We start from the raw sequence: 23,391 nt of genomic DNA, 5'->3' as shown, positions 1-23,391 counted from the left end.
CGTCGGACTCATCGTCCTCGTCGTATTCCTCATCATCCTCGTCTTCGTCGAAGTCTTCGTCTTCGTCTTCGTCGTCGTCGTCCTCGTCTTCGTACTCATCCTCATCTTCATCGGACTCGTACTCATCGTCGTTCTCGTCCTCGTCGTCGCCAGCGCTGAGCTCGGCTTCTTCTTCCGTCTCGCCGTCCACGTCCAGTCCCGCCGCTTCGATGGCCGCAAGGTCTGCTTCATCGAGGATCAGCTCTTCTTCAGTGTCAGCCTCGGCATCTCCAGCTTCTGCTTCGACTTCACCGGCCTCGATTTCGTCGACGTCGATCTCTTCAACGTCAGCTTCGATCTCGGCAGCTTGGTCGAGGATGATGTCCTCTTCGACGATTTCGACTTCCGGTTCCTCCACGATCGCCGGGACCTCTCCTTCCGGCAGCACATGGGCCATGCCGATCTGGCGGATTTCCTGCTTGTCGAGTTCCTTCAGCGGCACACGGAGCACCTGTGCTGCGTGCTTCTTGCGGATGATCTTGTCGTCTTCCGGCAGGGTCTTGATCACCTTGCCGGTCTTCTTGAATTCCTTGTACATCCGCTCGACCTGCGCGCGGTCGTTCACATCGGCGAGCTTCGCCGTGATCCAGCGGAGCGGAATGTCGAGCGTTTCGATATAGCCCTGCAATGTCAGATGCGCCTTCGGCGGCGCGACGGCAGCCTCTTCGACAGCCTGCGTCAGCAGCGCAGCGAAGCCTGCCGTGGCGTAGGCGACGAGTTCCGCAATACCTTCGCGCATCGTCTCATCGAGGCCGGACGGCGGATGGGAGACGCCGCGCTCGAGATTATAGTGGTCGATGAAGGTGTTATAGTACGTGTTCGAAAGGGTCGCGCCTTCGACGACCATTTCGGCGACGAAACCCGGTCCGTCCGGAATCTGAATGTCCGGATAGCCGTTCGCTTCGATAATCTCGTCGATCACGTCGCGGCTCTTGGCGATGGACCATTCGACGGCGCGGTGGATGACGCCCTCTTCCTCGGTCTGCCCGGTGTGGAAAGGCTGGATCGGGTCAGCGTAATAATGGCTCAGCACGCCGAGCGCGTAGGCCGCCTTGCTCCATTTCTTCGCACGGAGGAATTCGACCGAGCGGGCATACCACTCCATGGCCTTGTCGGGGGCGCCGCCCCAGCGGCCTTCATTCACGTGACAGACGTGGTTCTTGAAGTCCTTGAACTTCGCATCCGGCGCCTTCGCACCCGCCAGCAGGTGCTCATGATGGACCAGGAAGATGGCCTTCCAGGCCTCCCCCTGCTCCCCGCCAATCAGCGAAAGGGCATCGAGTGCAATATAGTGATGGGTAGAACGGCAACGATGGGCACGAACGACACGCTCGAGCAGAGACATGGGCGGAGACTCCTCAGCCTGGCAGTTTGTCAGACTGAGGAGTGCGTTAACTTGGTTACCCGGTTGTTAACCCTTCGCGCCTTGCGCGAAGAATTTTCTGCAAATCAGCGGACCGCGAAATCGAACGGTTCGTTGCGGTTCTTGCCCTTGTTCGGGCCCATGAAGCCGAACAGGTGGCCGGCGACTTTCCGCATCTGGATCTCTTCGGAGCCCTCGGTGATGCGGTAACGGCGGTGGTGGCGGTAGATGTGCTCGAACGGCTTGTGGCGGGAATAGCCGATGCCGCCATGCACCTGCATGGCCCGGTCAGCTGCATCGCAGCAGAGGCGGTTGGCCTTGTAGTTACACATCGAGACCTTGTCGGAGAGCTTGATCGCGACCTCCGGCTTGGACATCTGGTCGATTTCCCATGCCGTCTTGAAGATGAAGAGGCGCAGCATTTCCGCTTCGGTCGCCTGTTCGACCAGCGGGAACTGGATTGCCTGGTTGACCGACAGGGGCTTGCCGAACGGGCGGCGCTCATTGGCATAGTTCACCGCTTCGGTGATGCAGTACATCGCCGCGCCGACGGAACTGGCCGCCTGGCGGATACGGTTTTCGTGCACGAAGTGCTGGGCCAGCGCGAGGCCCCCTTCCGGCGGGCCGAACACGGCGTCTTCCGGCACCCAGACATCCTTGATGGTCAGGCGCGGGTGGTCCGTTGGCATGTTGAAGGTCCACATATACTCTTCGATGATCACGCCAGGGTCACGCGCCGGGATGATCAGGCAGGTGATGCCTTTCGCGTCGCCGTCCTCACCGCTGGTACGGCAGAACAGCATGATGTGGCTGGCGACGTGCATGCCGGTGATCCACATCTTCTCGCCATTGATCAGCCAGCCATCCTTGCCGTCTTTCTTGTGGCGTACAGCGCGGGTTTCCATATGCGTGGCGTCGGAGCCGTGATGCGGCTCGGTCAGACCGAAACAGGCCTTGAACTCACCCTTCAGTGCAGCGTCCGCGAGGTGGCGCTGGTCCGGGCGGGCAAAGTCGCGCAGCATCAGAATCTGCGGGAAGTTGCCGACGATCGAGTGCTCGTTCTGAAGGTCGTTGTGCAGGCCGAGACCCTTGCGGGCGAAATGCTCACGGATGATGGCCATGCCGAGATTGGTGCCGTCCTGGCCGCCGAACTCCTTGGGCAGCGCATAACGCAGGTGGCCGGCGGCATCGGCACGGCGCTTGGCTTCGGTCAGAAGTTCTTCCCATTCCGGACGCGGCAGGCCGCCATTCTCGAAATCGGTGCGGGCCCATTCGCGGCGATGGTCGAAGAAGCGGATATTGTCGTCCTGTTCTTCCAGCGGCTTGATTTCGTCCTCGATGAACTTGTCGAGCACCACCAAATAGTCGGCTATTTCCTGGGGAATATTGAAATCCATGTCGCGCGTCCTCCTGACCTCTGCCCCGGTTTGAGGCGTCTTTTGTAAAGCCTGTTGACGTCAGCATATCGAGGGACCGGCGCACCGCAATTTGTGCCGCCGGGGCAAGCAGCGAACTAAATTGAGCTATTAGAAAAATTATAAGCGCTGAATGATTGACATTTTGTTCAGTGATCATATTCTCTGCCTTGTGGCTACACCGGGCCACGCAAATCCAACGCAAAAAGGTTTCCTCCCATGATCTCTCGCATCCTCTCTCTTGCTGCGTCCGCCACCTTTGTAGGTGCAACCATGTTCGCCGCCCCTGCCTCGGCGGAGATTCAGCGTAACCTGCAGCTGGACGTACAGTATGACGCCACGGCTCTCGGCACCGCTTCCGGCGCTGAAACTGTTCTGAAATCAGTGCAAGACCAAGCAACTGAAGCCTGCCGCTACACTCGGCCGGTCGCCGGCGCCCCGCGCGTGGACGATGTCTGCGTCTCCGAAATCATCGCCAAGGCCGTGACCCAGATCGACGATCCGGAACTAACCCGCATCTATGCGGCCAGCACCCAGCAGGCGACCCGTGTCCTGGCATCGCTGAAATAAGACAACTGCTTAACATGAAGCGCTGAACACTTGACGAATTTTTCAGCGATCTCTATTGGTTCAGCGCCGGAGTGATCACCGTGCTGCCGGCGCTGAACATAACCATAAGCGAAAAGGCATCCTCCCATGCTCCGTTCCGCAATCCTTGGCGCCGCCTTCCTTGGCCTCGCCGCCCCTGCTTTCGCCACCAGCTTCACCTTCGAAACCGCCAAGCCGGTTGACGAGGCACGCGTGACCGTCATCGGTACCGTCTGGTCTTGCGAAGGCACCGTCTGCAAAGGCGACATGGACCGCAAGAAAGTCACGCTGCGCGACTGCAAGAAGCTCGCAAAGAAAGCTGGCGAAATCACCTCTTTCAAGAATGACAAGTTCGAGCTCTCGGCTGAAGACATCGAAGCCTGCAAGGCCTCTGCGCGCGACTAAAGCGGCGCGACTTTACCAGTCTAGCTCTCCAGAGCCTCTCCTCGGGCCGCCTCGGATTCAAAGCCGGGCGGCCATTTTTTTGCGGTTTTCCGGCAACGCTCCGCCTGTTGGCACGTTAAACCTTCAATCGGAGAGGAGTTATGGCCCCAAGCCGCAGCAAACCATTGGAAAGCGTTCTCGATACGGCCATCGAGGACTGCGATCGGGACAAGGTGACGATCGGTGCCCTGCTCGACATGTTCGGCGACCGGTCGTTCGGGCCGGTCATCATGCTGCTTGGCCTCTTAGTATCCGTGCCGCCACTCGGCGGGATTCCGGGCCTGCCCATTGTCGTCGGCGCAATCATCCTCCTGTTCAGCCTGCAGATCGTGTTTGGCGCCCGCCATATCTGGATGCCGGAATTCGTGCAGGAACAAGGAATTGAGTGCACAAAGCTCGAAGAGGCAAGAGGCCGGGTGAAGCCTTGGCTCCAGCGGATCGACCGGATGATCACCGAACGCCTGCCCTGGGCGACCGGAAGGATCGCCACTTATGGTGCCGCCCTGTCCGTTTCGATGCTCTCATTGCTGATGATCCCGCTGGAACTGGTGCCGTTCGCTGTTGCTGCACCCGGCATGGCGATCGTGCTGTTCGGGCTTGCCCTCGTGGCGCGGGATGGCGCCCTGATGCTGGCCGGGTTCGCCGGAACCGCAGGCGCCGTCAGCCTGACCGTTTTCATGGTTCCATGGAACACCGTCGCCGGTTGGTTCTGATTTATTGGGTTAGGCGGCGGGGCAGGACTCCACCGGCTGCCAGAGTTCGACCTTACGGCCGTCCGGATCCATGACCCAGGCGAACTTGCCATAGGATTCGATCATCGGCTCTCCTTCCATCGGCACCCCTTCTGTCTTCAGGCGCTCCAGCATGCCGTCGAAATCGTCGATCATGAGATTGATCATGAAGTCCGCATCCGAGGGTTTGAAATAGTCGCTGCCCGCCTTGAAAGGCGCCCAGATCGTGCGAGCGCCCTGAGGGAACTGCGTCGCCGAGTCGGCGTGGACGAAGCTTGAGCCACCATAATCATCGATTTCGAGGCCCAGCACCCGTTTGTACCAGGCGCGTGTCGCTTCGACGTCTGCACAATGGAAAAATATCCCGCCCAAACCGATCACTTTTGCCATACCGGCCTTTCCCTCCAGAATTCGTGTCGGGACATTCCGCCCAATTCGCGCAATGATCCGGTTAGAAATGCCCCGGCCATGTTAGCCGGGAGCGGCATGAGATCAAAGGTGGGAGACGAAACACGTGACGATAGAAGCCCTGCGCACACCGGACGACCGATTCGAAGGCCTGCCCGACTGGCCTTACCCGCCACATTATGTGGATGACCTGCCCGGCTATGAAGGCCTGCGTGTGCATTATGTCGATGAGGGTCCGCAGAACGCCGTGCGCACTTATCTCTGCCTGCACGGCCAGCCGACCTGGTCCTACCTTTACCGCAAGATGATCCCGGATTTCCTTGATTCCGGCGCACGCGTGATCGCCCCTGACTGGCTGGGCTTCGGCCGTTCGGACAAGCCGGTCGCGGACGATGTCTACACGTTCCATTTCCATCGGGACATGATGCTCGCCCTGATCGAGCGGCTGGACCTGCAACAGGTCACGCTCGTCTGCCAGGACTGGGGCGGCCTGCTGGGCCTGACCCTGCCGCCAGACATGCCGGACAGGTTCGAACGCCTGATCGTGATGAACACGACGCTGGCGACCGGCAGCTCGCCCAGCCAGGGGTTCAATGCCTGGAAAGCCTATAGCGCATCCCAGCCTGACATGGACATTGCCGCCCTGATGAAGCGCGGGACGCCAGTTCTGTCAGACGCCGAAGCGGCTGCGTATGGCGCCCCCTTCCCGGATGCGGCCTACAAGGCCGGTGTGCGGCGCTTCCCGGAACTCGTCATGGTCGCGCCTGGCATGGAAGGCGTGGAAACATCGAAACGCGCGGCAAACTGGTGGGCGCGGGAATGGCACGGCGACACATTCATGGCCGTCGGCGGGGCCGACCCCGTGCTCGGACCACCCGTCATGGAGAAACTGCGGGCGCAGATCCGCGGCTGCCCCGAACCGATGGTGATCGAGGAGGCCGGCCATTTCGTCCAGGAATGGGGCGCCCCCGTCGCCAAAGCCGCTCTGAAAGCCTTCGGAGAACTCTGACATGCAAGACCTGATGGCCGCCTGGCAGGCCGATGTCGCCAAACAACCCCAATGGGTCCAGTACTGGATGGACATCATGGTGGTCGTGCTGGGCGTGTTCGCTGTGCCGTTCAGCTTTGTACGGGTCGAGGCGCGCTGGATACTGGCAGGCTTCCTGGCGGGCGCCGGCACCTTGATGGCCCTTTATAGCCAGATCGGGTATTCGCGGCTGCTTGGCCTTGCCCATGTGATCTTCTGGACGCCAGTGCTGGTCTACCTGGTCCGCCGGCATGGCCAATGGCGCGTGGGCCAGACCCTGTCAGGAAAGTGGATTGTGCTTTCCGTCATGGTGCTGACGGTTTCACTGGCTTTCGATTATACTGACGTGATCCGCTGGATTCTCGGCGAGCGTTGATTCAATAGCTGCTCCGGCGGGCGGTCTGGCCTAGAATGACCGCCATGACCGATTCTTCCCTCCGCCCCGGAGCCGGCTGCGGCGCCGGCATTCTCGACGACCAGGGGCGCGTCCTCCTGATCCAGCGCCTGAAGGAACCGGAAGCCGGTGCCTGGGGCCTGCCCGGCGGCAAGATCGATTTCGGTGAACGCTCCGAAGATACGGCTCGCCGCGAAATCGAGGAAGAGCTCGGCATCCTCATCGAACTGACGTGCCTGGCCTGTATCTCGGAGATCATCGACGGCGGCGATGGCCAGCACTGGGTGTCGCCGATCTACGAAGCCCGCATCGTTTCAGGAGACCCGCGCATCATGGAACCTGAAAAGCATGGCGGCTGGGGCTGGTTCAGCCGGGACGACCTGCCGGAGCGCCTGACAACGCCCGCGATCACATTCCTGAACGCGACTGCAAATGGGGCATGGCGGCCTGCCCTGAAGCAGTCTTTATAGGTCGGGCATGCGCTGGCTTCGCCGAATCGTATTCTGGCTGATCGTACTGGATCTGACCGCGACCGCCCTATTCTGGGGCGTCAGCCGTTTCATGGATCAATCGAAATCGCTGACCGGCGGCACGGGTGTCGTCTTCTACACTGACAATAACAAGGACGCCGCCGCGCGAATCGCGAAGGCCGTGAACCTGCTCAAGGCCGGAAAGCTGGACCGGCTCTACATGGTCGGCGGGCACCGCCCGCAGGAGGGCTGGCTCGGCAGCCAGGAGATGGCGCTGATCGCGGCGCGCGGCTCTGGCCTCGGCGGGCGCATTTCTGCCGACGTGGAAAGCCGCGATACGATCTCCGGTCTGAAGAACCTCGCGCGCAACGCCAAAACCCGGGCGCCCGGTGAAATCGTCTTTGTTTCCAACTGCATGCAGGTGATCCGGGCGAAGGTAATCTACATCGCCCAACCGGATCACCAGCCCAGCGCCATGGGTGCCTGCCCGCCCGGCGATCTCAATCCGATCGATATCTGGCGGCGGGCGCACTACGAAGCCGGTGCTTGGATTCTGTATGCGCTTCCCGAAGCCTGGCAGGATGCGATTCTGGACCGTCTGCGCGGGGCGGATAAGGAAGCAGAATAAATTGTGTTCGATTCCGGGACGTTGGCGCCAATCCGCCGTGCCGAAGCGAACCTGCATGAAAATATATGAAACTACCGGTTCCGTATTGGGCACAAATGTTGCAAATTTTGGACGGGTGAGCCAAACGAGCGCACGAAATGCGCTGGGGAAACAGCATTAAAAGGCAGGAACAGAGGCTAAAATGAGCGATACTGTAGCGATCCTTGGAGAACTGGGGATTCAGCCAAAATCCGTCCGCAAAAACTGGAACGAAGCACGTCTCTACGAGACCTCCGTTGCAACGGGCGAAGCACGTGTCGCTGAGGGCGGCCCTCTTGTTGTGGAAACCGGACAACACACCGGCCGATCCGCCAAAGACAAGTTCACTGTCCGTGACGAAACCACAGAAAACACTGTGTGGTGGGACAATAACGCCTCGATGACGCCGGCGCAGTTCGACGCCCTCTTCGAAGATTTCAAAGCCCACCTCGCCGACAAGGACGTGTTCGCACAGGAACTGTTCGGCGGCGCGGACCTGTCCCATCGCCTGCCGGTGACCGTGGTCACCGAATACGCCTGGCACTCCCTGTTCATCCGCCACCTGCTGCGGATTCCGGAAGCCGGCGAGTACGAGAACTTCGAATCGCAATTCACGATCATTAACTGCCCGAGCTTCCGCGCCGATCCGGCACGCCATGGCTGCCGCTCCGAAACCGTGATCGCGGTGAACTTTGCCAAGCGCATGGTCCTGATCGGCGGCACGTCCTACGCCGGCGAGACCAAGAAGTCCGTCTTCACGGCGCTCAACTATTACCTGCCGGCCAAGAAGGTCATGCCGATGCACTGCTCGGTGAACACTTCGCCGGACGATGATGCCGCCATCTTCTTCGGCCTGTCGGGCACCGGCAAGACGACCCTGTCGGCCGACGCCAGCCGTATCCTGATCGGCGACGACGAGCATGGCTGGTCGGAAAACGGCCTCTTCAATTTCGAAGGCGGCTGCTACGCCAAGATGATCAAGCTGTCGGAAGAAGCTGAACCGGAAATCTTCGCCACGACAAAGCAGTGGGGCACCGTCCTCGAAAACGTCGTGATGGACGCCGACACCCGCCAGCTTGACCTCGACGATGCGACGCTCGCCGAGAACTCCCGCGGCGCCTATCCGATTTCGGCCATTCCGAACGCGTCCCTGTCCGGCCGCTGCGGCCAGCCGAAAAACCTCATCATGCTGACGGCAGATGCCTTCGGCGTCCTGCCGCCAATCGCCAAGCTGACACCGGCCCAGGCGATGTACCACTTCCTGTCCGGCTACACCGCCAAGGTTGCCGGCACCGAGAAAGGCGTCACCGAACCGACGGCGACCTTCTCCACCTGCTTCGGCGGCCCGTTCATGCCGCGCCATCCGTCCGAATACGGAAACCTGCTGCGCGAACTGATCGGCAAGTACGATGTGAACTGCTGGCTGGTCTCCACCGGCTGGACCGGCGGCCCGTACGGCACCGGCCACCGCATGCCGATCAAGGCAACCCGCGCATTGCTCAACGCCGCCCTCGACGGCTCGCTGAACAGCGCCAGCTTCCGCGAAGACGAAACCTTCGGCTTCCTGGTTCCGGAAAACGTGCCGGGCGTGGATGCGAAGATCCTCGATCCGCGTTCGACCTGGACCGACGTCGCTGCCTTTGACAAGCAGGCCGCCAAACTGGCCGACATGTTCGTTGAGAACTTCGCCAAGTTCGAAAGCTATGTGGACGATGCCGTGAAGGCCGCCGCACCGAAGGCAAAAGTCACGGTCTGAGCCTGATCCGACCTATCTGAAATTGAGCGCCGCCTGCCCCCAGGCGGCGCTTTTTTGCATTCCTGTCCCTCATTGACACCTCACCGGCGCGTTATCGGGGCAAAATTTGCCGTGATTTCATGCCGTTTACGCGAACGGAAGGGCTGGCGTTCCTTTCATTGGGCCAGTAGGGTGCACCGCAACAATCACTGCAGTCCTTGGAGGGAAATCCATGCGTGAAGCCGTTATCGTATCTTACGCCCGTACGGGCATGACCAAGACCCACCGTGGAGGTCTCAATGACACCCACCCAATCGTCATGGGTGGCCATGTCATGTCGGCCGCGCTTGAGCGTGCTGGCGTGGAAGCCGCCGCCGTGGAAGACGTGTTCTTCGGCTCCGCCCAGCCGGAAGGCGCAACGGGCATGAACGTCGCCCGCAACATCGCGCTGGCCGCCGGCTGCCCTTCCTCGACCGCAGGCGCCACCATCAACCGCTTCTGCTCCTCGGGCCTGCAGGCGATCGCCAATGCTGCGCACACCGTTATCAACGAAGGCGCACCGGTGGCTGTTGGCGGCGGTGTCGAAAGCCTGTCGCTGGTTGCCCATTCCGGCAAGACCAACCGCTACCGCATCGTGGAAGAAGGCCTGTACGAAAAATGGCCGGCCGTCTGGATGTCGATGATCGAAACCGCCGAAATCGTTGCTGACCGATACAACGTCAGCCGCGAATACCAGGACGAGTACTCCGCTGAATCCCAGAAGCGCACCGCCGCCTTCCAGGAAAGCGGCCACATGGCTGAAGAGATCGTTCCGCTGAAGACGCGGATGAAACTCGTCAACAAGGAAACGGGCGAAGAGACCTTCCAGGAAGTCGTCGTTGACCGCGACGACTGTAACCGTCCGGGCACGACCGCAGAATCCCTCGCTGGCCTGAAGCCTGTCCTCTCGGGCGGCATGGTCGTCAAGGAAGGCAAGTACATCACCGCCGGTAACGCATCGCAGCTGTCCGATGGCGCTGCCGCTGTCGTGGTGATGGAAGCCCAGGAAGCCGCAAAACGCGGCCTCAAGCCGCTCGGCCGCTTCGTCGGCTTCAACGTCGCCGGTTGCGATCCGGATGAAATGGGCATCGGCCCGGTCTTCGCCGTGCCGCGTCTGCTGGAACGTCATGGCCTCAAGGTCGACGACATCGACCTGTGGGAACTGAACGAAGCCTTCGCGTCGCAGTGCCTTTATTCGCGCGACCGCCTGGGCATCGACCCGGCGAAATACAATGTGAACGGCGGCTCGATCTCCATCGGCCACCCGTTCGGTATGACCGGCGCCCGCTGCACCGGCTCCATCCTGATGGAAGGCCAGCGCCGCGGCGCAAAATGGGGCGTCGTCACGATGTGTATCGGCGGTGGTCAGGGCGCTGCCGGCCTGTTCGAGATCTACAGCTAAGCCATAGCGGCTACAGAAACAGGAAAGCCCCGGCATTTGCCGGGGCTTTTTTGTAACATTAGCGTCATCAAACTTGAGTTTAACTGTCACATAAACTCTATATCTCCTGCGCTATTTTGTATGTCGCGGAGAGATTCCCGGTGCTTCTCAAATCCCTCTCGCGTACCAGCACGACCGCTCTCCTGGCGCTGGCCCTCCTGCCATCGACAGCAATTGCCGAGGACTGGGAGCGTCAGGTCTTCGGGCGACTTCAGTATGACTATACGCGATCAAGCGGTGACGAGTCGGGATTTGACCATGACCGTGGCGAGCTTCGGACGGGCCGCATCGGACTGGATCTCAGGAGCGACCGCACCAAGCTGAGAGTGGAGCTGGCTCTCAACAATGATAGCGATATCGAAATTACCGACGCCTACATTAAACAGGCACTGGGCAAGTCAGGCTGGGATGTGCGGGCCGGGCAGTTCAAGACTAGGAACTCGCTGGACGAGCAGACTTCCGGACGCTTCCTGGTCTTTTATGAGCGCGCGGCGTTCACCGACGCATTCGAGTTCGACCGGCGCGTGGGCGTCCAGCTGGAGCGCAATGGACCCCGCCATTCTGTTTATGCCGGTGTTTTTGCCGATAATGCCAATGATACAGCTTTCTCAGGCGGTCATGTGGCGGCGGCCCGGTACGTGTTCACCCCCATCTTGACCGATACCGAATTGCTGCATTTTGGAATGTCGTTGCGTTGGCGCGAAGCGGGGGACGCAGACTTCCGCTACCGGCAGCGCCCGGTTTCGCATGAAGCCAGAGCGATTATTGCGACTCCCAGATTTGCCAGCGACGACCTGTTCGGCGGAGTCGAAGCGGCCTGGATCCACCGCTCCTTCTGGCTGGCTGGCGAATATGGCCAGCTGCAGGCAAACGGATCTGCGGGAGCGGATGCAACTTATACCGGCGGCTACACCGAAGCCGGCTATGTGTTCGGCGGCCACCGGACCTATGAGCATAACAGATTCGACCGGCCCGAGGTCTACCGGCCTGTGACGGCGGGCGGCTCCGGCGCACTGGTCCTCGCCGCCCGGGCGGACCGGCTGGACCTGTCGGACAGTGCCGCAGATGGCGGGGAGCTGAACACATTCACGATCGCAGCGGACTGGTTTGCCACCCCGTATGTCCACGCAGGAATAAACCTGTACCGATCCGAGGCGGATCTGGGGTCGACGTCCTTCGGGCTCGCCCCGGCTTTCACCACCTACCTGCTGGCAGGTGGGGCATCGGAAGATGTCACCGGCATCAGCCTGAGGATGCAGTTCGACTTCTGATCCCGCGTTCTGTTGCATCTTCTGTGAATAGCTTTCCTCATCGTTCTCCTTAGTTCCGGGTCTGGGCAATCATCACTAGGTAGCTGGAAATGCTCGAAGGAACTGCCCGAATGATCCGAACTTTTCTCTCCGCCGCCGCCCTGATCTCACTTGTGAGCGCCTGCAGCCCAGCGAGCGAGAATGCGAAAGCCCCGGCCGATACGGCGACAGCCGCGACGGATGCAGAGTCCATCCTGCCCGCCGACGCGACCGGCTTCATCACGGCCAATCCCCTACCCCTGGCCGATGATGGCAGCCTCCGCCGCGATGATTATGGCCGGCCGTATGAATATGCGCTCCTGGGCGAGCAGCTGCCGCATATCACCGGCACGATGCTCGACGGATCGACCTTCGATTCCAGCGAACTCACAAACTGGACGGTGATCGATGTCTGGGGCCTGTGGTGCAGCGACTGCCTGGCGGACGGGCCTTACGTCGCCGCGCTGTCCAGAGCCATCAACCAGGATCCGGATCTCGATTTCCTCTCCATCCACGTCCCGGCCAGCGCCGCACGAACGACACCGGAAGAGATGTACAAGAAGTACGGCTCTGTCGACGCCTACTTCGCCGAGAAGGGCTATTCCTATCCGGTCGTGATCGACACGGACACCAGCCTGCGCAGCGCGCTGAAGATCGGCTGGACCCCCTCCTACCTGCTCGTCTCACCCGATGGGGTTGTGAAGGGCTATCGCAGCGAATTCTCCGCGGCGGGGGGCGAGCCGGTCAAGGACTTCCTGAAAGACATCGCCCGCGTGAAGGCGGAGCAGTAGACACCGCTTCCCGGCGCGGTTCGATCTGGCCTGGAAAGGCACAACCGGGCGTCGTACCTGGCCCGTTCCGGTACCACTTGCCAGCGCAGCCATCACAGGCTGAGTTTCCTGGCCCGATTCTTGATGCAGCATTTGAACAATCGGCCTGCACCGGCTAACTGGTAGGCTCCGGACAGGAAAACGGGAGACACCCCGGAATGTTGCATGCTTCGACCAAACGCCTGATCGACAAGCTCGATGAGATGACCCGCAAACAGCGGGTCAGCTGGGAAGAAAGCGACAATGGCTCGATCAAGCACGACACCGAAGGGTATCGTGTGACGCTGACGGCTGCGCCGCACTCCCTCTTGCTGACCGACACGCTGGGCCGGGAAATAGAGACCTGTTCGCCGGAGGATTTCGCAGGCGAAACCGATGTGGATGGGCGGCCTTACGCCGAGTTCGTCGAAGACCTGTACCGCGAAGCGCACCGCCATGCGCGCGGCGCCGAGAAGGCGATCTCTGCCTTGCTGAGCAGCCTGGACGAGGCGGATACGGAAGACGAGACGGAGACCGAGACGTCAGCGCCCCTGAGCAAGCCGGAAAGCTTCGAGCATCCGGAAGATGGCGGCGATGACTCCTACCCGCTCGAAGAGCACGAACTGCCCGAGCCGGAATATGAAGGCCAGGCCGACATGCAGGCCGCCATCGCGGCAATGGCCGACCAGGTGAATACGGCGCCGCCCCCGGCGACGCGGGTGGCGGAAGAAACCGAATTGGATGTTGCGCCAGAGCCTGTGCCGGAACCCGTTGTGGAAGCACCCGCAATGCCGGCCGCCGCAGAAGCACCTGCAGAAGATGTCACACCCGTCCTCGAACCGGAACCTGTTGCCGAAACCGAGCCCTACGCGCCCTTCGCAGGGTCGGAAGACACCGCCCGCACCTATGCGGTTGCCGCGGAGTTCGAAGCGCCGGCCGCACCGGAGCCTCCACCAGCGGTCGAGGACACTGTGACCGAAGCCGCTGAGGAAGCGCTCGCGACCGAAGAGCCCTTCGGCGGCGAGAATGATGTCTGGGAATCAATCAGGAATGCTGGCGCCGAAGACGATACACCTGCCGCCGAGCCGGATGCCCCCGCTGAAGATCCGGCCGCCCCTGCTCAGCGGCCCGCCCCCGTATTCGGTTCAGGCATATTTTCCGGCAGCATGAGCGATCTCAGCCGTTACCGTTCTACAGAAACAGAAGCCGCGCCCGAGCCAGCTCCGGAACCTGTACCTGAGCCCGCCGCTGAAACGGCAGCGGACCAAGAGTCCGCTCCAGAACCAGAACCTGAAGCGCCGCGCAGCTTCAGCCTGTCGGGCATTACATCGGGTTTTGGTCTCGGGTCGACGCATGCCGCGCACCGCACAGAGCCGCGCGCACCGGCCGCCGCTGCGGAGCCAGCCGAACGCGAGCTGATCGATGGGACCGTCGACCTGCCGGATGACATGCCTGAGGAAGCGGAACCTGATCCGACGCAGGAGTGGCGGATGGAACAGGATGCAGAGTTTGGCTTCACGGAAGCTGACCTGAAGCCGGGTATACCGGCCGAGCCCTTGCCCGCAGTCTCTGAAACGACGTCGGCAACACCGGAACCTCAGGCGCCTGTCGAAAAATCCGGGCCGGAATCCGAAGGGGCCCAGCCCGCACGCCCCGCCCGGCGCTTCAATCCCTGGAACTGATCTGTAACCGGATTACCCGCGCCAGAAGCGGCGGGTCAGCACCACGAAGACGACCACGAATTCCAGCCGCCCGAGCAGCATGTTGATCGTGCAGACCCAGGTGGCGAAGTCGGAGAAATCCTGGAACGTGCCGGACGGTCCGTTGATCGGACCAAGGCCGGGGCCGACATTCGATACCGTCGTCGCCGCACCCGATATCGCGGTCAGAGGATCCAGCCCGTCCAGGCCCAACAGGGCGGCCGAGATCAGGAAGGTCGCGAAGTAGAGAAACATGAAGACCATGACCGACTGCAGTGTGTCTTCATCGACATTCTTGCCGCCATACTTGATCGGCGCCCGGCGGTGCGGCTGAACCATGCGGCGCGAATAAGCGAGCATGGCTTTGGAGGCGATCTCCAGACGGAACATCTTGAGACCGCAGGCGGCAGACCCGGCACAACCGCCGACAAAAGTCGCCCCCAGGAAGATCGCCATCACCGGCGTGCCCCAGGTGTCATAGGGCGCAGAGGCATACCCCGTCCCCGTCATGACCGAGATGATGTTGAACAGGGCTTCCTTGAAGCCGTGGAACACGTGGTCGAAGATCGGCGGGTCCACGACCGCCTCGTGATAGATGACAATGATGCTGGCGAGGACGAACGCGATGCCCGCATAGAGCCGCGGCTGCGGATCGCTCAGCATCGGCATGATCCGGCCTTGCAGCAGAAGCATGGCCAGAAGGCTGAACGGCAGGCCGGCGACGAACATGAAGAAGGTCGCTGCATAGGCCGCTGGCGTATCGTTGAAATAGCCGAACGAGGCGTCGTGCGTGGAGTAACCGCCCGCCGACATCGTGGTCATGGCGTGGCAGATCGCGTCGAACCAGCTCATGCCGCAGAGATAGTAAACCAGCGCACAGGTCAGCGAGATGATGAGGTAGGTCAGGCCCAGATAGGTCGCGATATCGGTCACGCGCGGCAGGAACTTGCCGGACCGATCCGAGTTCTCCAGCTGGAAGAGCTGCATCCCGCCGACGCGCAGTTGCGGCAGGATAGCGATCGCGGTCACGATGATGCCGATGCCGCCGAACCACTGGATGATCGAACGCCACAGCAACAGGCCGCGCGGCTGGGAGTCGAGCCCCGTCATCACGGTTGCGCCGGTCGTGGTCAGACCGGAGACACTTTCGAACATGGCGTCGGTGAAGCTCATGCCGGACGCGACGAACGGGATGGCGGCAACGGCCGGCAGTGCGGTCCAGACGAGGACGGTCAACAGGAAGCCTTCGCGCTGTCCGGTCCGCTCCACCTCCCCGCGTGCCAGCACCCACAGGCATGTGCCGATGAACACGGCACCAAAGGAGGAGACCGAGAACACATAGGCTTCCGGGCGCTTGTCGGCCCAGTCGATCAGCGCGCACGGCAGCATGGCCACGCCCAGGAGCACGGTCATAATGCCGATGGCAAGGAGTAGCGGGCGCAGCTGCATGTCAGGCGGTAACCATAGCCGGGAAAAGCTGCGAAGACGTCAACACGGCGCCCCGGCGGGTGCCGGGCACGCGGCGAGCAGCAGAATCATCAGGTTCGATCGGGTCATCAGCCATATGTCCGGTCAGCAGGCAAATCCTACGTTGCCTGCATTAACTGCGCCAGAGCGGACCGCATCAGCCGGATTCGGGTGGGCCCTGTGATTGACCGAAGGGAAAGCGATCTCTAAAGCCGGGCGTCTTCGTTACATTTGTATCTAATTGCAGCCACCCGGAAGCGTCATGTTCGATCACCCCTCCTACGATGCCCATGAAGGTGTCCACCTGTTTCACGACGCAGACAGCGGCCTGAAGGCGATTATTGCCGTCCATTCCACGGCGCGCGGGCCGGCAGCAGGCGGGTGCCGGATGTGGAATTACGATACCGGCGAGGCCATGCTGAAGGACGCCCTGCGCCTCAGCCAGGGCATGAGCTACAAGAATGCCATGGCGGACATTCCGCTCGGCGGTGGCAAGGCCGTAATCTGGGGCAATGCCCGCACCGACAAATCCCAGGAACTGTTCCGCGCATTCGGCCGGGCCGTGAACAGCCTGCAGGGCCTGTACACCACCGCCGAAGATGTCGGCGTCAGCGTCGCGGACATGGCGATCGTGCGGGAGGAAACACCCTATGTTGCCGGGCTCGATCAGGGTGAAGCCGCCTCAGGCGACCCGTCGCCTATCACAGCGAAAGGCGTATTCCTCGGCATTCTCGAAACCGCAAAGCGCGCTTTCGGTAGCGATGACCTGAACGGCAAGACGGTTGCCGTTCAGGGTGTCGGCCATGTCGGCGGATATGTCTGTGACCATCTGGCCAAAGCCGGCGCGACGCTGGTGATCACCGATATCGACAAAGCTGCATTGGACGCAGTCGCAAAACGGACCGGCGCACGGATCGTTGCACCGGACGCCATTTACGATGTCAGCGCTGACATCTTCGCACCTTGCGCCCTGGGCGCTGTCGTCAATGAGCAGACGCTGGAACGCTTCCGGTTCAAGGCGATTGCCGGCGGTGCCAACAACCAGCTGGTCGTGCCGGAAATGGGCGAGTTGCTGCGCCGGAAAGGCATCCTCTACGCGCCGGACTATGTTATCAATGGCGGTGGCATCATCAATGTCGCGGCAGAGATTTCCGGCAACTATTCCCGCGAGTGGGTGGATGCGAAACTCGCCCGGCTGGTCGAGACACTGGGGGAAGTCCTCGACGAGGCGCTCGCTCACGATACCCCGACCAATGAAGTGGCGGACCGGATCGCGCGCGAGCGGATCGCCGCGGCTAAGTAGAATCCCTTGCACAATTGCACGTTCAGCGTGTTAGACGTGGTGTCCTGAAAGCCCGTTGCGGGTGAATTAACAGGGAGACGCACATGTCCGTTGTCGCCATGCTGGAAGGGTCGGAATCAGCTGACCGCGCTTCGACACTGACCGCTCTGGGAATTGCCCGGCGCCTGAACGTGCCGGTCAGCGGCGTATGCGCACTGCCCGACCCCACCTCGACGCTGATCGTGATGTCGACCCCGGAAGCGACGGGCCTCGCGGCCAACGCAACGCGGGATATCTCCGCCCTGCAGGAAGAAGTGATCGCCCGTGCAAAAGCGACCTTTGAGGCGGCAACCGACGGGGCAAACATTCCGTGCGACTTTTCCCACATCGTCGATATAGCCGAGCGGGCCGGGGCCAATGCGGCGACGCTCGCCGATGCCGTTGTGTTTCCACACAGCGTCCAGAAAGCAGCAGATCCGCTGAGCCTGTCTTTCGAATATGTCCTGATGGAAGCACGCCTGCCGGTCGTCATGGCCGGGTCTGAGCCGCTGACCGATGGACCGGTGGTCGTCGCGTGGGACGGGTCCAATGGCGCTGCCCGCGCCGTGCGGTTCCACCTGCCGATCGTCAAGGCATTCGGAGAGGTGATCATCGCCCAGAACGAATCCGATCTCGGCAAGGACCAGCCCCGTGATGCCTCCAGTCCGGCAGCCCTCGAAGCCTGGCTCGACTCCCACAATGTGAAACACAAGCGCATGCCGATCGAAGGCCAGGTGGCCAGCGGTCTCCTGTCCCTCGCCAAAGGCAGTAACGCTTCAATAATTGTTGCGGGGGCCTATGGCCATTCCCGCATTGGCGAACGCCTGTTCGGCGGTACGACCCAGCGCCTGCTGGATGCCGACGAAGCCCCAGCGCTCGCTCTTGCCCGCTAATTCTGGCCCGCTAAACCGGAGAAAAAGATGACTCTGAAACGCATTACCCTGCAGCTCGCCCGCAATCCCGGCATCACCGAGGGCGACACCCGCATCGGATATTTCATCGTCGCGCCGCTGACCGAAGATGGTCATCTGGATGTCGACGCCTGGCGGGAACACAAGAAGGAATGCCGGGTCACCCGCTTCCACCCCGACCCGGACGAGCATGCGACCGGCCTGCTGACCCATCGCGGCAACCAGTGGAAATTCCACTATGACGAAGACGATGAGGGTGACGACGAAGCCGGCTACCGGCTGGGTGACCATGTCTTCAAGGAAGGCGAATACATCACCGTGGCAAGCCATGGCGAAACACCGCTCACCTACAAGATTACGGACATTTCAACCGTATAGCAGTTGCGACGCCGCGTCAGGCTGGACACTCCTCCCAATCGCGATCTAAATGCACTCCAAGTGCCAATATAGAGGCGCGAGAGGGAGGAATGCATGTTGAAGCAAGCAACGGCTCTGGCCGTGATCATGACGTTGGCGGCCTGCAGCGGCACAGCCACATCAACAGAAGAAGCCAGCACGTCTGCGGCGGAGACCGCACCGGCGGCAGAAATCGGACGCACGGCCGGCTACAACCCCGATCGCAACGCCTATTTCGGCGACCTTCATATCCACACGCGGTCCAGCTTCGACGCCTATATCTTCAACGTGCGCCGCACCGCCGATGACGCCTACCGCTTCGCGCTCGGCGAAACCATCCAGCACCCGTCCGGCTTTGACATGACCATTGCGGGCGGCCCGCTCGACTTCTACACGGTGACCGACCACGCCGAATATCTCGGCATCCTGCCGGCCATGGACACACCCGGAACGAAACTCTCCGATCTGCCGCGCGCAAAGGACATGTTCTCGACCGATCCGGAAAAGATCACCGCGGCCTTCCAGGGCGTTGGCCAGTCGGTCCGCACCGGCAAGCCAATCGAAGACATGTATGATCTTGATACGATCAATTCGGTCTGGCTTCAGAATGTGGCTGCCGCAGACAAATACAACCAGCCCGGCAAGTTCACGACCTTTGCCGCCTATGAATTCACCTCGGTGACCACGCCGGATGAGAATGGCGGCTTTGGCGGCGGCAACCTGCACCGCAACGTCTTCTTCAAGGGCAAGGCGCCTGTGCGGGCCTTCTCGACGCTCGACTCCACCAATCCGGAAGATCTGTGGGACTGGATGGATGCGCAGCGCGAAGCCGGCATGGAAGTCATCTCCATCCCGCATAACTCCAATGTGTCTGACGGCCAGATGTTCCGTCTGGAAACATATAATGGCGAGCCGCTCGATACGGCCTATGCCGAACAACGCATGCGCAATGAGCCACTGGTCGAGGTGACGCAGGTCAAAGGTACGAGCGAGACCCACCCGGACCTCTCCCCCAATGACGAATGGGCGAATTTCGAAATCTATGACGAACTCCTGGGCGCCTTCACGGTCGGCGCGACAAAGGGTTCCTATGTCCGCGAAGCCTATCGCAACGGGCTGAAACTGCAGGAAGAAAAGGGCTTTGACCCCTTCCGTTTCGGCCTGGTGGCCGCTTCTGACAGCCACGTGGCCGGCGGCGCCTATTCGGAGGCTGACTACTGGTCGAAGATCGGCATAGTCGACGGAACACCCATTGCACGCGGTTCCGTCCCCTTCCCCGGGACAACCGGTTGGGGCGACCAGCCGGAAGACAATTCCGCCGTCATGAGCGCCAAACACTGGTTCTCCCGCTGGAGCGCCAGCGGCCTGACGGGCGTCTGGGCGGAGGAAAACACACGCGAAGCCATCTTCGATGCCTTCCGCCGCAAGGAAACCTTCGCGACGACCGGCCCGCGCATGAAAGTGCGCTTCTTCGGCGGCTTCGGCTTTGACGAAGACATGCTGGCGTCTGCAAACCTCTCGCACGAAGCCTATGAGGGCGGCGTGCCGATGGGCGGCGATCTGGTCGGCACCGGCGAAGCCCCGGCCTTCATCGCCTGGGCCCAGCGCGACCCGAATGGCGGCACACTTCAGCGCCTGCAGGTGGTGAAGGTGACCAGCGATGGCGAGGAAGTCATCGACGTCGCCTGTGACAATGGCACGCCGGACCCGTCCACTCGCCGCTGCACCGACAACGGCGCCTCGGTCGATATGTCGACCTGTACCCCGTCGAATGAGGGTGCCGGCGAGCTGAAAGTCCTTTGGACCGATCCGGACTTCGATCCGGCGCGCCGCGCGACCTATTATGTCCGCGTGCTGGAAAACCCATCCTGCCGCTGGTCGACATGGGAAGCCATGCGCAACGGCACCCCGCCGCGGCCTGACGTACCGGAGACGATCCAGGAACGTGCCTACACGTCCCCGATCTGGTATATCCCCGGCGGCTGACGCGACAGGAATACAATTTGACCGACACGACCGAACAGGTGCGCCGCTGGCCCGTGCTGCTGCGCGAGCCGCTCGTACACTTCATCTTCGCCGCTTTGGCGGTGTTCATCGCCTGGAACCTTGTCGCGTCCGGGCGGGCCAATGAAGCGCGCACCATCCGCGTTTCCAGTGCGGATCTGGAACGCCTCGCCTCGATCTACACGGCGGAAGCGGGCTCGCTGCCGTCCGGCGAAGACATGGTGGCCATGGTCAATGACTATGTGCGCGACGAGGCGCTGGCCCGGGAAGCCAAGCGTCTCGGCCTCGATGAAGGCGACACGATCGTGACCCGGCGCCTCGCACAAAAGATGACCTTCATGGTCGCCGACCTCGCCCGCGAGGAAACGCCGAACGATGCCGTTCTGCTCGAATGGTACGAGACCCATGCGGACCGGTTTACCGAACCGCAGAAGGTCACGTTCCGGCACGTCTTTCTGAGCGAGGATGTTCGAGGCGCTTCCGCAACTTCTGACGCGGAAGCCTTGCTCGGTGAGCTGAACGCCGGAAAAGACTGGCGGGAGGCAGGCGACCCGTTCATGCTGCAGCGTGCTTATGGTGACTTGCCGCTTCGCGAAGTCGTACGCCTGTTCGGCGGCGAGTTTGCGCAATCGATCGCCGCAACGCCGGCCTCGGTCCTCTGGACCGGCCCCATCCGCTCCGCCCTCGGCGTGCACCTCGTCCAGGTCAGCGCCAATGCCCCGCCCCAGCTTCCACCCTTCGATGACGTGAAAGATGCCGTCCTTGCCGACTGGCAGGATCAGACACGGCGCGAGGAAAACGAAAAAGCGATCCAGGAAATCATCGCCCGCTACAAGGTCGAGGTTGAAGGCATCAATGCCGAATAGGTCCGGTCTGATCCGCTGGCTGACGGCCTTCCTTGCAGGCTTCGTCGTCTGGCTGATGTCCGCAGCGCCTGCAGCGGCGCATGAAGTGCGCCCGGCCTATCTGGAAGTGATCGAGACGTCCCCGGGCGTCTATGACGTCACATGGAAACAGCCCGCACTGGATGGACGGCGCCTGAAGATCGACCCGGTCTTTCCGAACGACTGCGCGCGCGAAGGTGAATATGTCGCCTCGCCCGGCGGGACGCTGGTACAGCGATGGACAACCAGCTGCGACCTCAATCAGGGCGAGATCCGGATCGACGGGCTGGAGCGAACCCTGACAGACGCATTTGTGCGGATCGACCGGCTGGAGGGCGACGATATTGGCGCCGTGTTGCGCCCCTCCTCCCCCGTGCTGGACCTTACCGTCCCCACCGGCGCACCTGTGACCACCTATTTTCGGATCGGCGTAGAGCACATCATCTTCGGCTGGGACCACCTCCTGTTCGTGCTGGGCATGGTCCTGCTGGTGCGCCCGAAACAACTGTTGCTGACCCTCACTGCCTTCACCGTTGCGCACTCCATCACGCTGGCGGCAGCCACACTCGGCGGCGTCACCCTGCCCGGCCCGCCGGTGGAGATCACCATCGCGATGAGTATCGCGCTGCTGGGCGCCGAGGCCATGCATCGGATCAAGGGCTGGGACACGCTCAGCCAGCGCATTCCATGGGCTATCGCCTTCGGATTCGGCCTGATCCACGGCTTTGGATTTGCCGGCGCGCTGGCGGAGATCGGCTTGCCCAAAGGGGCCGAGGCGATGGCGCTGCTGTTGTTCAATGTCGGCGTGGAAGCCGGGCAAGTCCTGTTTGTGAGCGCCCTGATGGCGGCAGCGTTTGTCGTTCACAAATTGGCAGCCAGGCGCATGGTGCCGGTGCGCGTGGGGCTCGCCTATTTCATCGGCTTCATGGGCAGCTACTGGGCGATCGAGCGGATCGCCGGGGCCTTCTTCGGCGTCTGAACTGTCAGAGCCCGAGCGCCTTCCACAACATGCGCGCAGCAACCAGGGCCAACAGGATGGCGAACATCCGGCGGAGGCGCGCCGCGTCGAGCTTGTGTGCCAGCGATGCCCCGACCGGCGCCATCGTGACAGTGAACAGCGAGATCAGCGCGAAAGCCGCAAGGTTTACATGGCCGAGCGAGAATGGCGGCAGGCCTTCCCGCCCCCAGCCGATATAGATTGCCATGATGGCGGACGGCAGACCGATGGCCACCCCCCAACCGGCGGCGGTCGCAACAGCCTGGTGTATCGGCCGGCCGTAGAGTGTCATCAGGCTGACGCCGAACGTGCCGCCGCCGATCCCCATCAGCGCCGACAATGCCCCCACCGCCATGCCCAGTGCCGCGCGCAGCGGCCCCTTCGGCATGTCATCGGCAAGGCGCCAAGTGGGACGCCCGAAAAACAGTTGGGCCGACAACACGAAAGCGAGCGATCCGAAGATGCCGAGCAGGGCCCGCTTTGAAAGGAATCCCGTAAGCGACATGCCTGCCAGCGCGCCCAGCACGATCCATGGCGCCCATCCGCGGATGATCGACCAATCGACAGCACCATGGCTGTTGTGAGCGCTGACGCTGCGCGCAGAGGTGAGGATAATCGTGGCAAGCGAGGTCGATACGGCCACATGCATCGCTGCCTCGCCATAGCCCATGGCATCGAACAGGAAGTACAGGACCGGCACGATGATGGCGCCGCCGCCAATGCCGAACAGGCCGGCGGCGAGCCCGGCGGCCGCACCTGCCAGGGCAAGCGCCACGAGTAGCGGGCCATACTGAACGACCAGATCCATTCTCTCCTCCTCCCGCGATGGCCCGAAATGATCCGTCTGGTGCTTTGCGCCTGCGGTTTGTTTAT

At 61.8% G+C, this 23,391-nt stretch carries 23 protein-coding genes; 18 read left to right on the top strand and 5 right to left on the bottom strand.

All coding sequences use genetic code 11. From position 1 onward, the window contains the following. Positions 1-1,384, bottom strand: a 1,384-nt coding sequence (locus HY17_RS05110; protein WP_197020225.1) for a zinc dependent phospholipase C family protein, incomplete at its 3' end; no start/stop codon positions are given. 104 nt (positions 1,385-1,488) lie between these two features. Next, positions 1,489-2,799, bottom strand: coding sequence for an acyl-CoA dehydrogenase family protein (locus tag HY17_RS05105; RefSeq protein ID WP_034763566.1), 1,311 nt, complete (start codon positions 2,797-2,799; stop codon positions 1,489-1,491). 237 nt (positions 2,800-3,036) lie between these two features. On the opposite strand from HY17_RS05105, the gene HY17_RS05100 reads away from it, so the two are divergent. The 3 genes from HY17_RS05100 (at position 3,037) to HY17_RS05090 (ending at position 4,562) form a co-directional block, all read left to right on the top strand. Beyond that, on the top strand, positions 3,037-3,387 hold the full coding sequence (locus HY17_RS05100; protein WP_034763563.1) for a UrcA family protein: 351 nt from the start codon (positions 3,037-3,039) through the stop codon (positions 3,385-3,387). Between the two features lie 126 nt (positions 3,388-3,513). Beyond that, positions 3,514-3,810, top strand: a complete 297-nt coding sequence (locus tag HY17_RS05095; protein WP_034763560.1) for a hypothetical protein — start codon at positions 3,514-3,516, stop codon at positions 3,808-3,810. A 140-nt stretch (positions 3,811-3,950) separates the two neighbouring features. Further along, positions 3,951-4,562, top strand: coding sequence for an exopolysaccharide biosynthesis protein (locus HY17_RS05090; RefSeq protein WP_034763557.1), 612 nt, complete (start codon positions 3,951-3,953; stop codon positions 4,560-4,562). A 9-nt stretch (positions 4,563-4,571) separates the two neighbouring features. Here the strand turns inward: HY17_RS05090 and HY17_RS05085 are convergent, their stop codons facing one another. Then, entirely contained in the window at positions 4,572-4,970 is a 399-nt protein-coding gene (locus tag HY17_RS05085; protein WP_034763554.1) for a VOC family protein, read from the bottom strand. Between the two features lie 130 nt (positions 4,971-5,100). Here HY17_RS05085 and HY17_RS05080 point away from each other — a divergent pair, with 130 nt between their 5' ends. The 9 genes from HY17_RS05080 (at position 5,101) to HY17_RS05040 (ending at position 14,520) form a co-directional block, all read left to right on the top strand. Further along, the gene (locus HY17_RS05080) at positions 5,101-5,997 is read left to right on the top strand and encodes a haloalkane dehalogenase (protein WP_369802170.1); all 897 of its coding nucleotides are present in this window, start codon (positions 5,101-5,103) and stop codon (positions 5,995-5,997) included. A gap of 1 nt (position 5,998) precedes the next feature. After that, positions 5,999-6,391: a hypothetical protein gene (locus tag HY17_RS05075; protein WP_051599713.1), complete on the top strand. Its 393-nt coding sequence runs from the start codon at positions 5,999-6,001 to the stop codon at positions 6,389-6,391. A gap of 44 nt (positions 6,392-6,435) precedes the next feature. Further along, a complete protein-coding gene (locus HY17_RS05070; protein ID WP_051599716.1) occupies positions 6,436-6,879 on the top strand; it encodes an NUDIX domain-containing protein in 444 nt (147 codons plus the stop codon). A 7-nt stretch (positions 6,880-6,886) separates the two neighbouring features. Further along, positions 6,887-7,507, top strand: coding sequence for an ElyC/SanA/YdcF family protein (locus tag HY17_RS05065; RefSeq protein WP_034763548.1), 621 nt, complete (start codon positions 6,887-6,889; stop codon positions 7,505-7,507). A 181-nt stretch (positions 7,508-7,688) separates the two neighbouring features. Then, positions 7,689-9,281, top strand: a complete 1,593-nt coding sequence (locus HY17_RS05060) for a phosphoenolpyruvate carboxykinase (RefSeq protein ID WP_034763546.1) — start codon at positions 7,689-7,691, stop codon at positions 9,279-9,281. Positions 9,282-9,492: 211 nt separating this feature from the next. Next, complete coding sequence (locus HY17_RS05055; protein ID WP_034763542.1) at positions 9,493-10,701, top strand: acetyl-CoA C-acyltransferase; 1,209 nt, start codon at positions 9,493-9,495, stop codon at positions 10,699-10,701. Positions 10,702-10,841: 140 nt separating this feature from the next. Beyond that, the gene (locus HY17_RS05050; protein WP_051599712.1) at positions 10,842-12,011 is read left to right on the top strand and encodes an OprO/OprP family phosphate-selective porin; all 1,170 of its coding nucleotides are present in this window, start codon (positions 10,842-10,844) and stop codon (positions 12,009-12,011) included. A 110-nt stretch (positions 12,012-12,121) separates the two neighbouring features. Further along, positions 12,122-12,820: a TlpA disulfide reductase family protein gene (locus HY17_RS05045; RefSeq protein ID WP_051599711.1), complete on the top strand. Its 699-nt coding sequence runs from the start codon at positions 12,122-12,124 to the stop codon at positions 12,818-12,820. Positions 12,821-13,017: 197 nt separating this feature from the next. Beyond that, on the top strand, positions 13,018-14,520 hold the full coding sequence (locus HY17_RS05040; protein WP_034763540.1) for a hypothetical protein: 1,503 nt from the start codon (positions 13,018-13,020) through the stop codon (positions 14,518-14,520). Positions 14,521-14,532: 12 nt separating this feature from the next. Here the strand turns inward: HY17_RS05040 and HY17_RS05035 are convergent, their stop codons facing one another. Then, positions 14,533-15,987: a TrkH family potassium uptake protein gene (locus HY17_RS05035; protein ID WP_034763537.1), complete on the bottom strand. Its 1,455-nt coding sequence runs from the start codon at positions 15,985-15,987 to the stop codon at positions 14,533-14,535. A gap of 280 nt (positions 15,988-16,267) precedes the next feature. On the opposite strand from HY17_RS05035, the gene HY17_RS05030 reads away from it, so the two are divergent. The 6 genes from HY17_RS05030 to HY17_RS05005 all read left to right on the top strand — a co-directional run bounded on the left by HY17_RS05030 (position 16,268) and on the right by HY17_RS05005 (position 22,500). Then, positions 16,268-17,308: a Glu/Leu/Phe/Val dehydrogenase gene (locus HY17_RS05030; protein ID WP_034763534.1), complete on the top strand. Its 1,041-nt coding sequence runs from the start codon at positions 16,268-16,270 to the stop codon at positions 17,306-17,308. An 83-nt stretch (positions 17,309-17,391) separates the two neighbouring features. After that, positions 17,392-18,219: a universal stress protein gene (locus tag HY17_RS05025; RefSeq protein WP_034763532.1), complete on the top strand. Its 828-nt coding sequence runs from the start codon at positions 17,392-17,394 to the stop codon at positions 18,217-18,219. 27 nt (positions 18,220-18,246) lie between these two features. Then, positions 18,247-18,615, top strand: a complete 369-nt coding sequence (locus HY17_RS05020; RefSeq protein ID WP_034763529.1) for a hypothetical protein — start codon at positions 18,247-18,249, stop codon at positions 18,613-18,615. 93 nt (positions 18,616-18,708) lie between these two features. Next, positions 18,709-20,619 carry a DUF3604 domain-containing protein gene (locus HY17_RS05015; RefSeq protein WP_034763528.1) on the top strand — a complete coding sequence of 637 codons (1,911 nt, stop codon included), beginning with the start codon at positions 18,709-18,711 and terminating at the stop codon, positions 20,617-20,619. Positions 20,620-20,636: 17 nt separating this feature from the next. Further along, a complete protein-coding gene (locus HY17_RS05010) occupies positions 20,637-21,503 on the top strand; it encodes a peptidyl-prolyl cis-trans isomerase (RefSeq protein WP_034763525.1) in 867 nt (288 codons plus the stop codon). After that, complete coding sequence (locus HY17_RS05005) at positions 21,493-22,500, top strand: HupE/UreJ family protein (RefSeq protein WP_051599710.1); 1,008 nt, start codon at positions 21,493-21,495, stop codon at positions 22,498-22,500. Before HY17_RS05010 ends, HY17_RS05005 begins: the two co-directional genes overlap by 11 nt. A 4-nt stretch (positions 22,501-22,504) precedes the next feature. On the opposite strand, the gene HY17_RS05000 is transcribed toward HY17_RS05005, so the two are convergent. Then, positions 22,505-23,326, bottom strand: coding sequence for a sulfite exporter TauE/SafE family protein (locus HY17_RS05000; protein ID WP_034763522.1), 822 nt, complete (start codon positions 23,324-23,326; stop codon positions 22,505-22,507). Positions 23,327-23,391: the final 65 nt, after the last annotated feature.

The sequence above is a fragment of the Hyphomonas sp. CY54-11-8 genome (assembly GCF_000682735.1).
Classification (GTDB): Bacteria; Pseudomonadota; Alphaproteobacteria; order Caulobacterales; family Hyphomonadaceae; genus Hyphomonas.
Note: the sequence above shows the minus strand (reverse complement) of the source record. Positions and strands in the feature narration are given on the sequence as shown.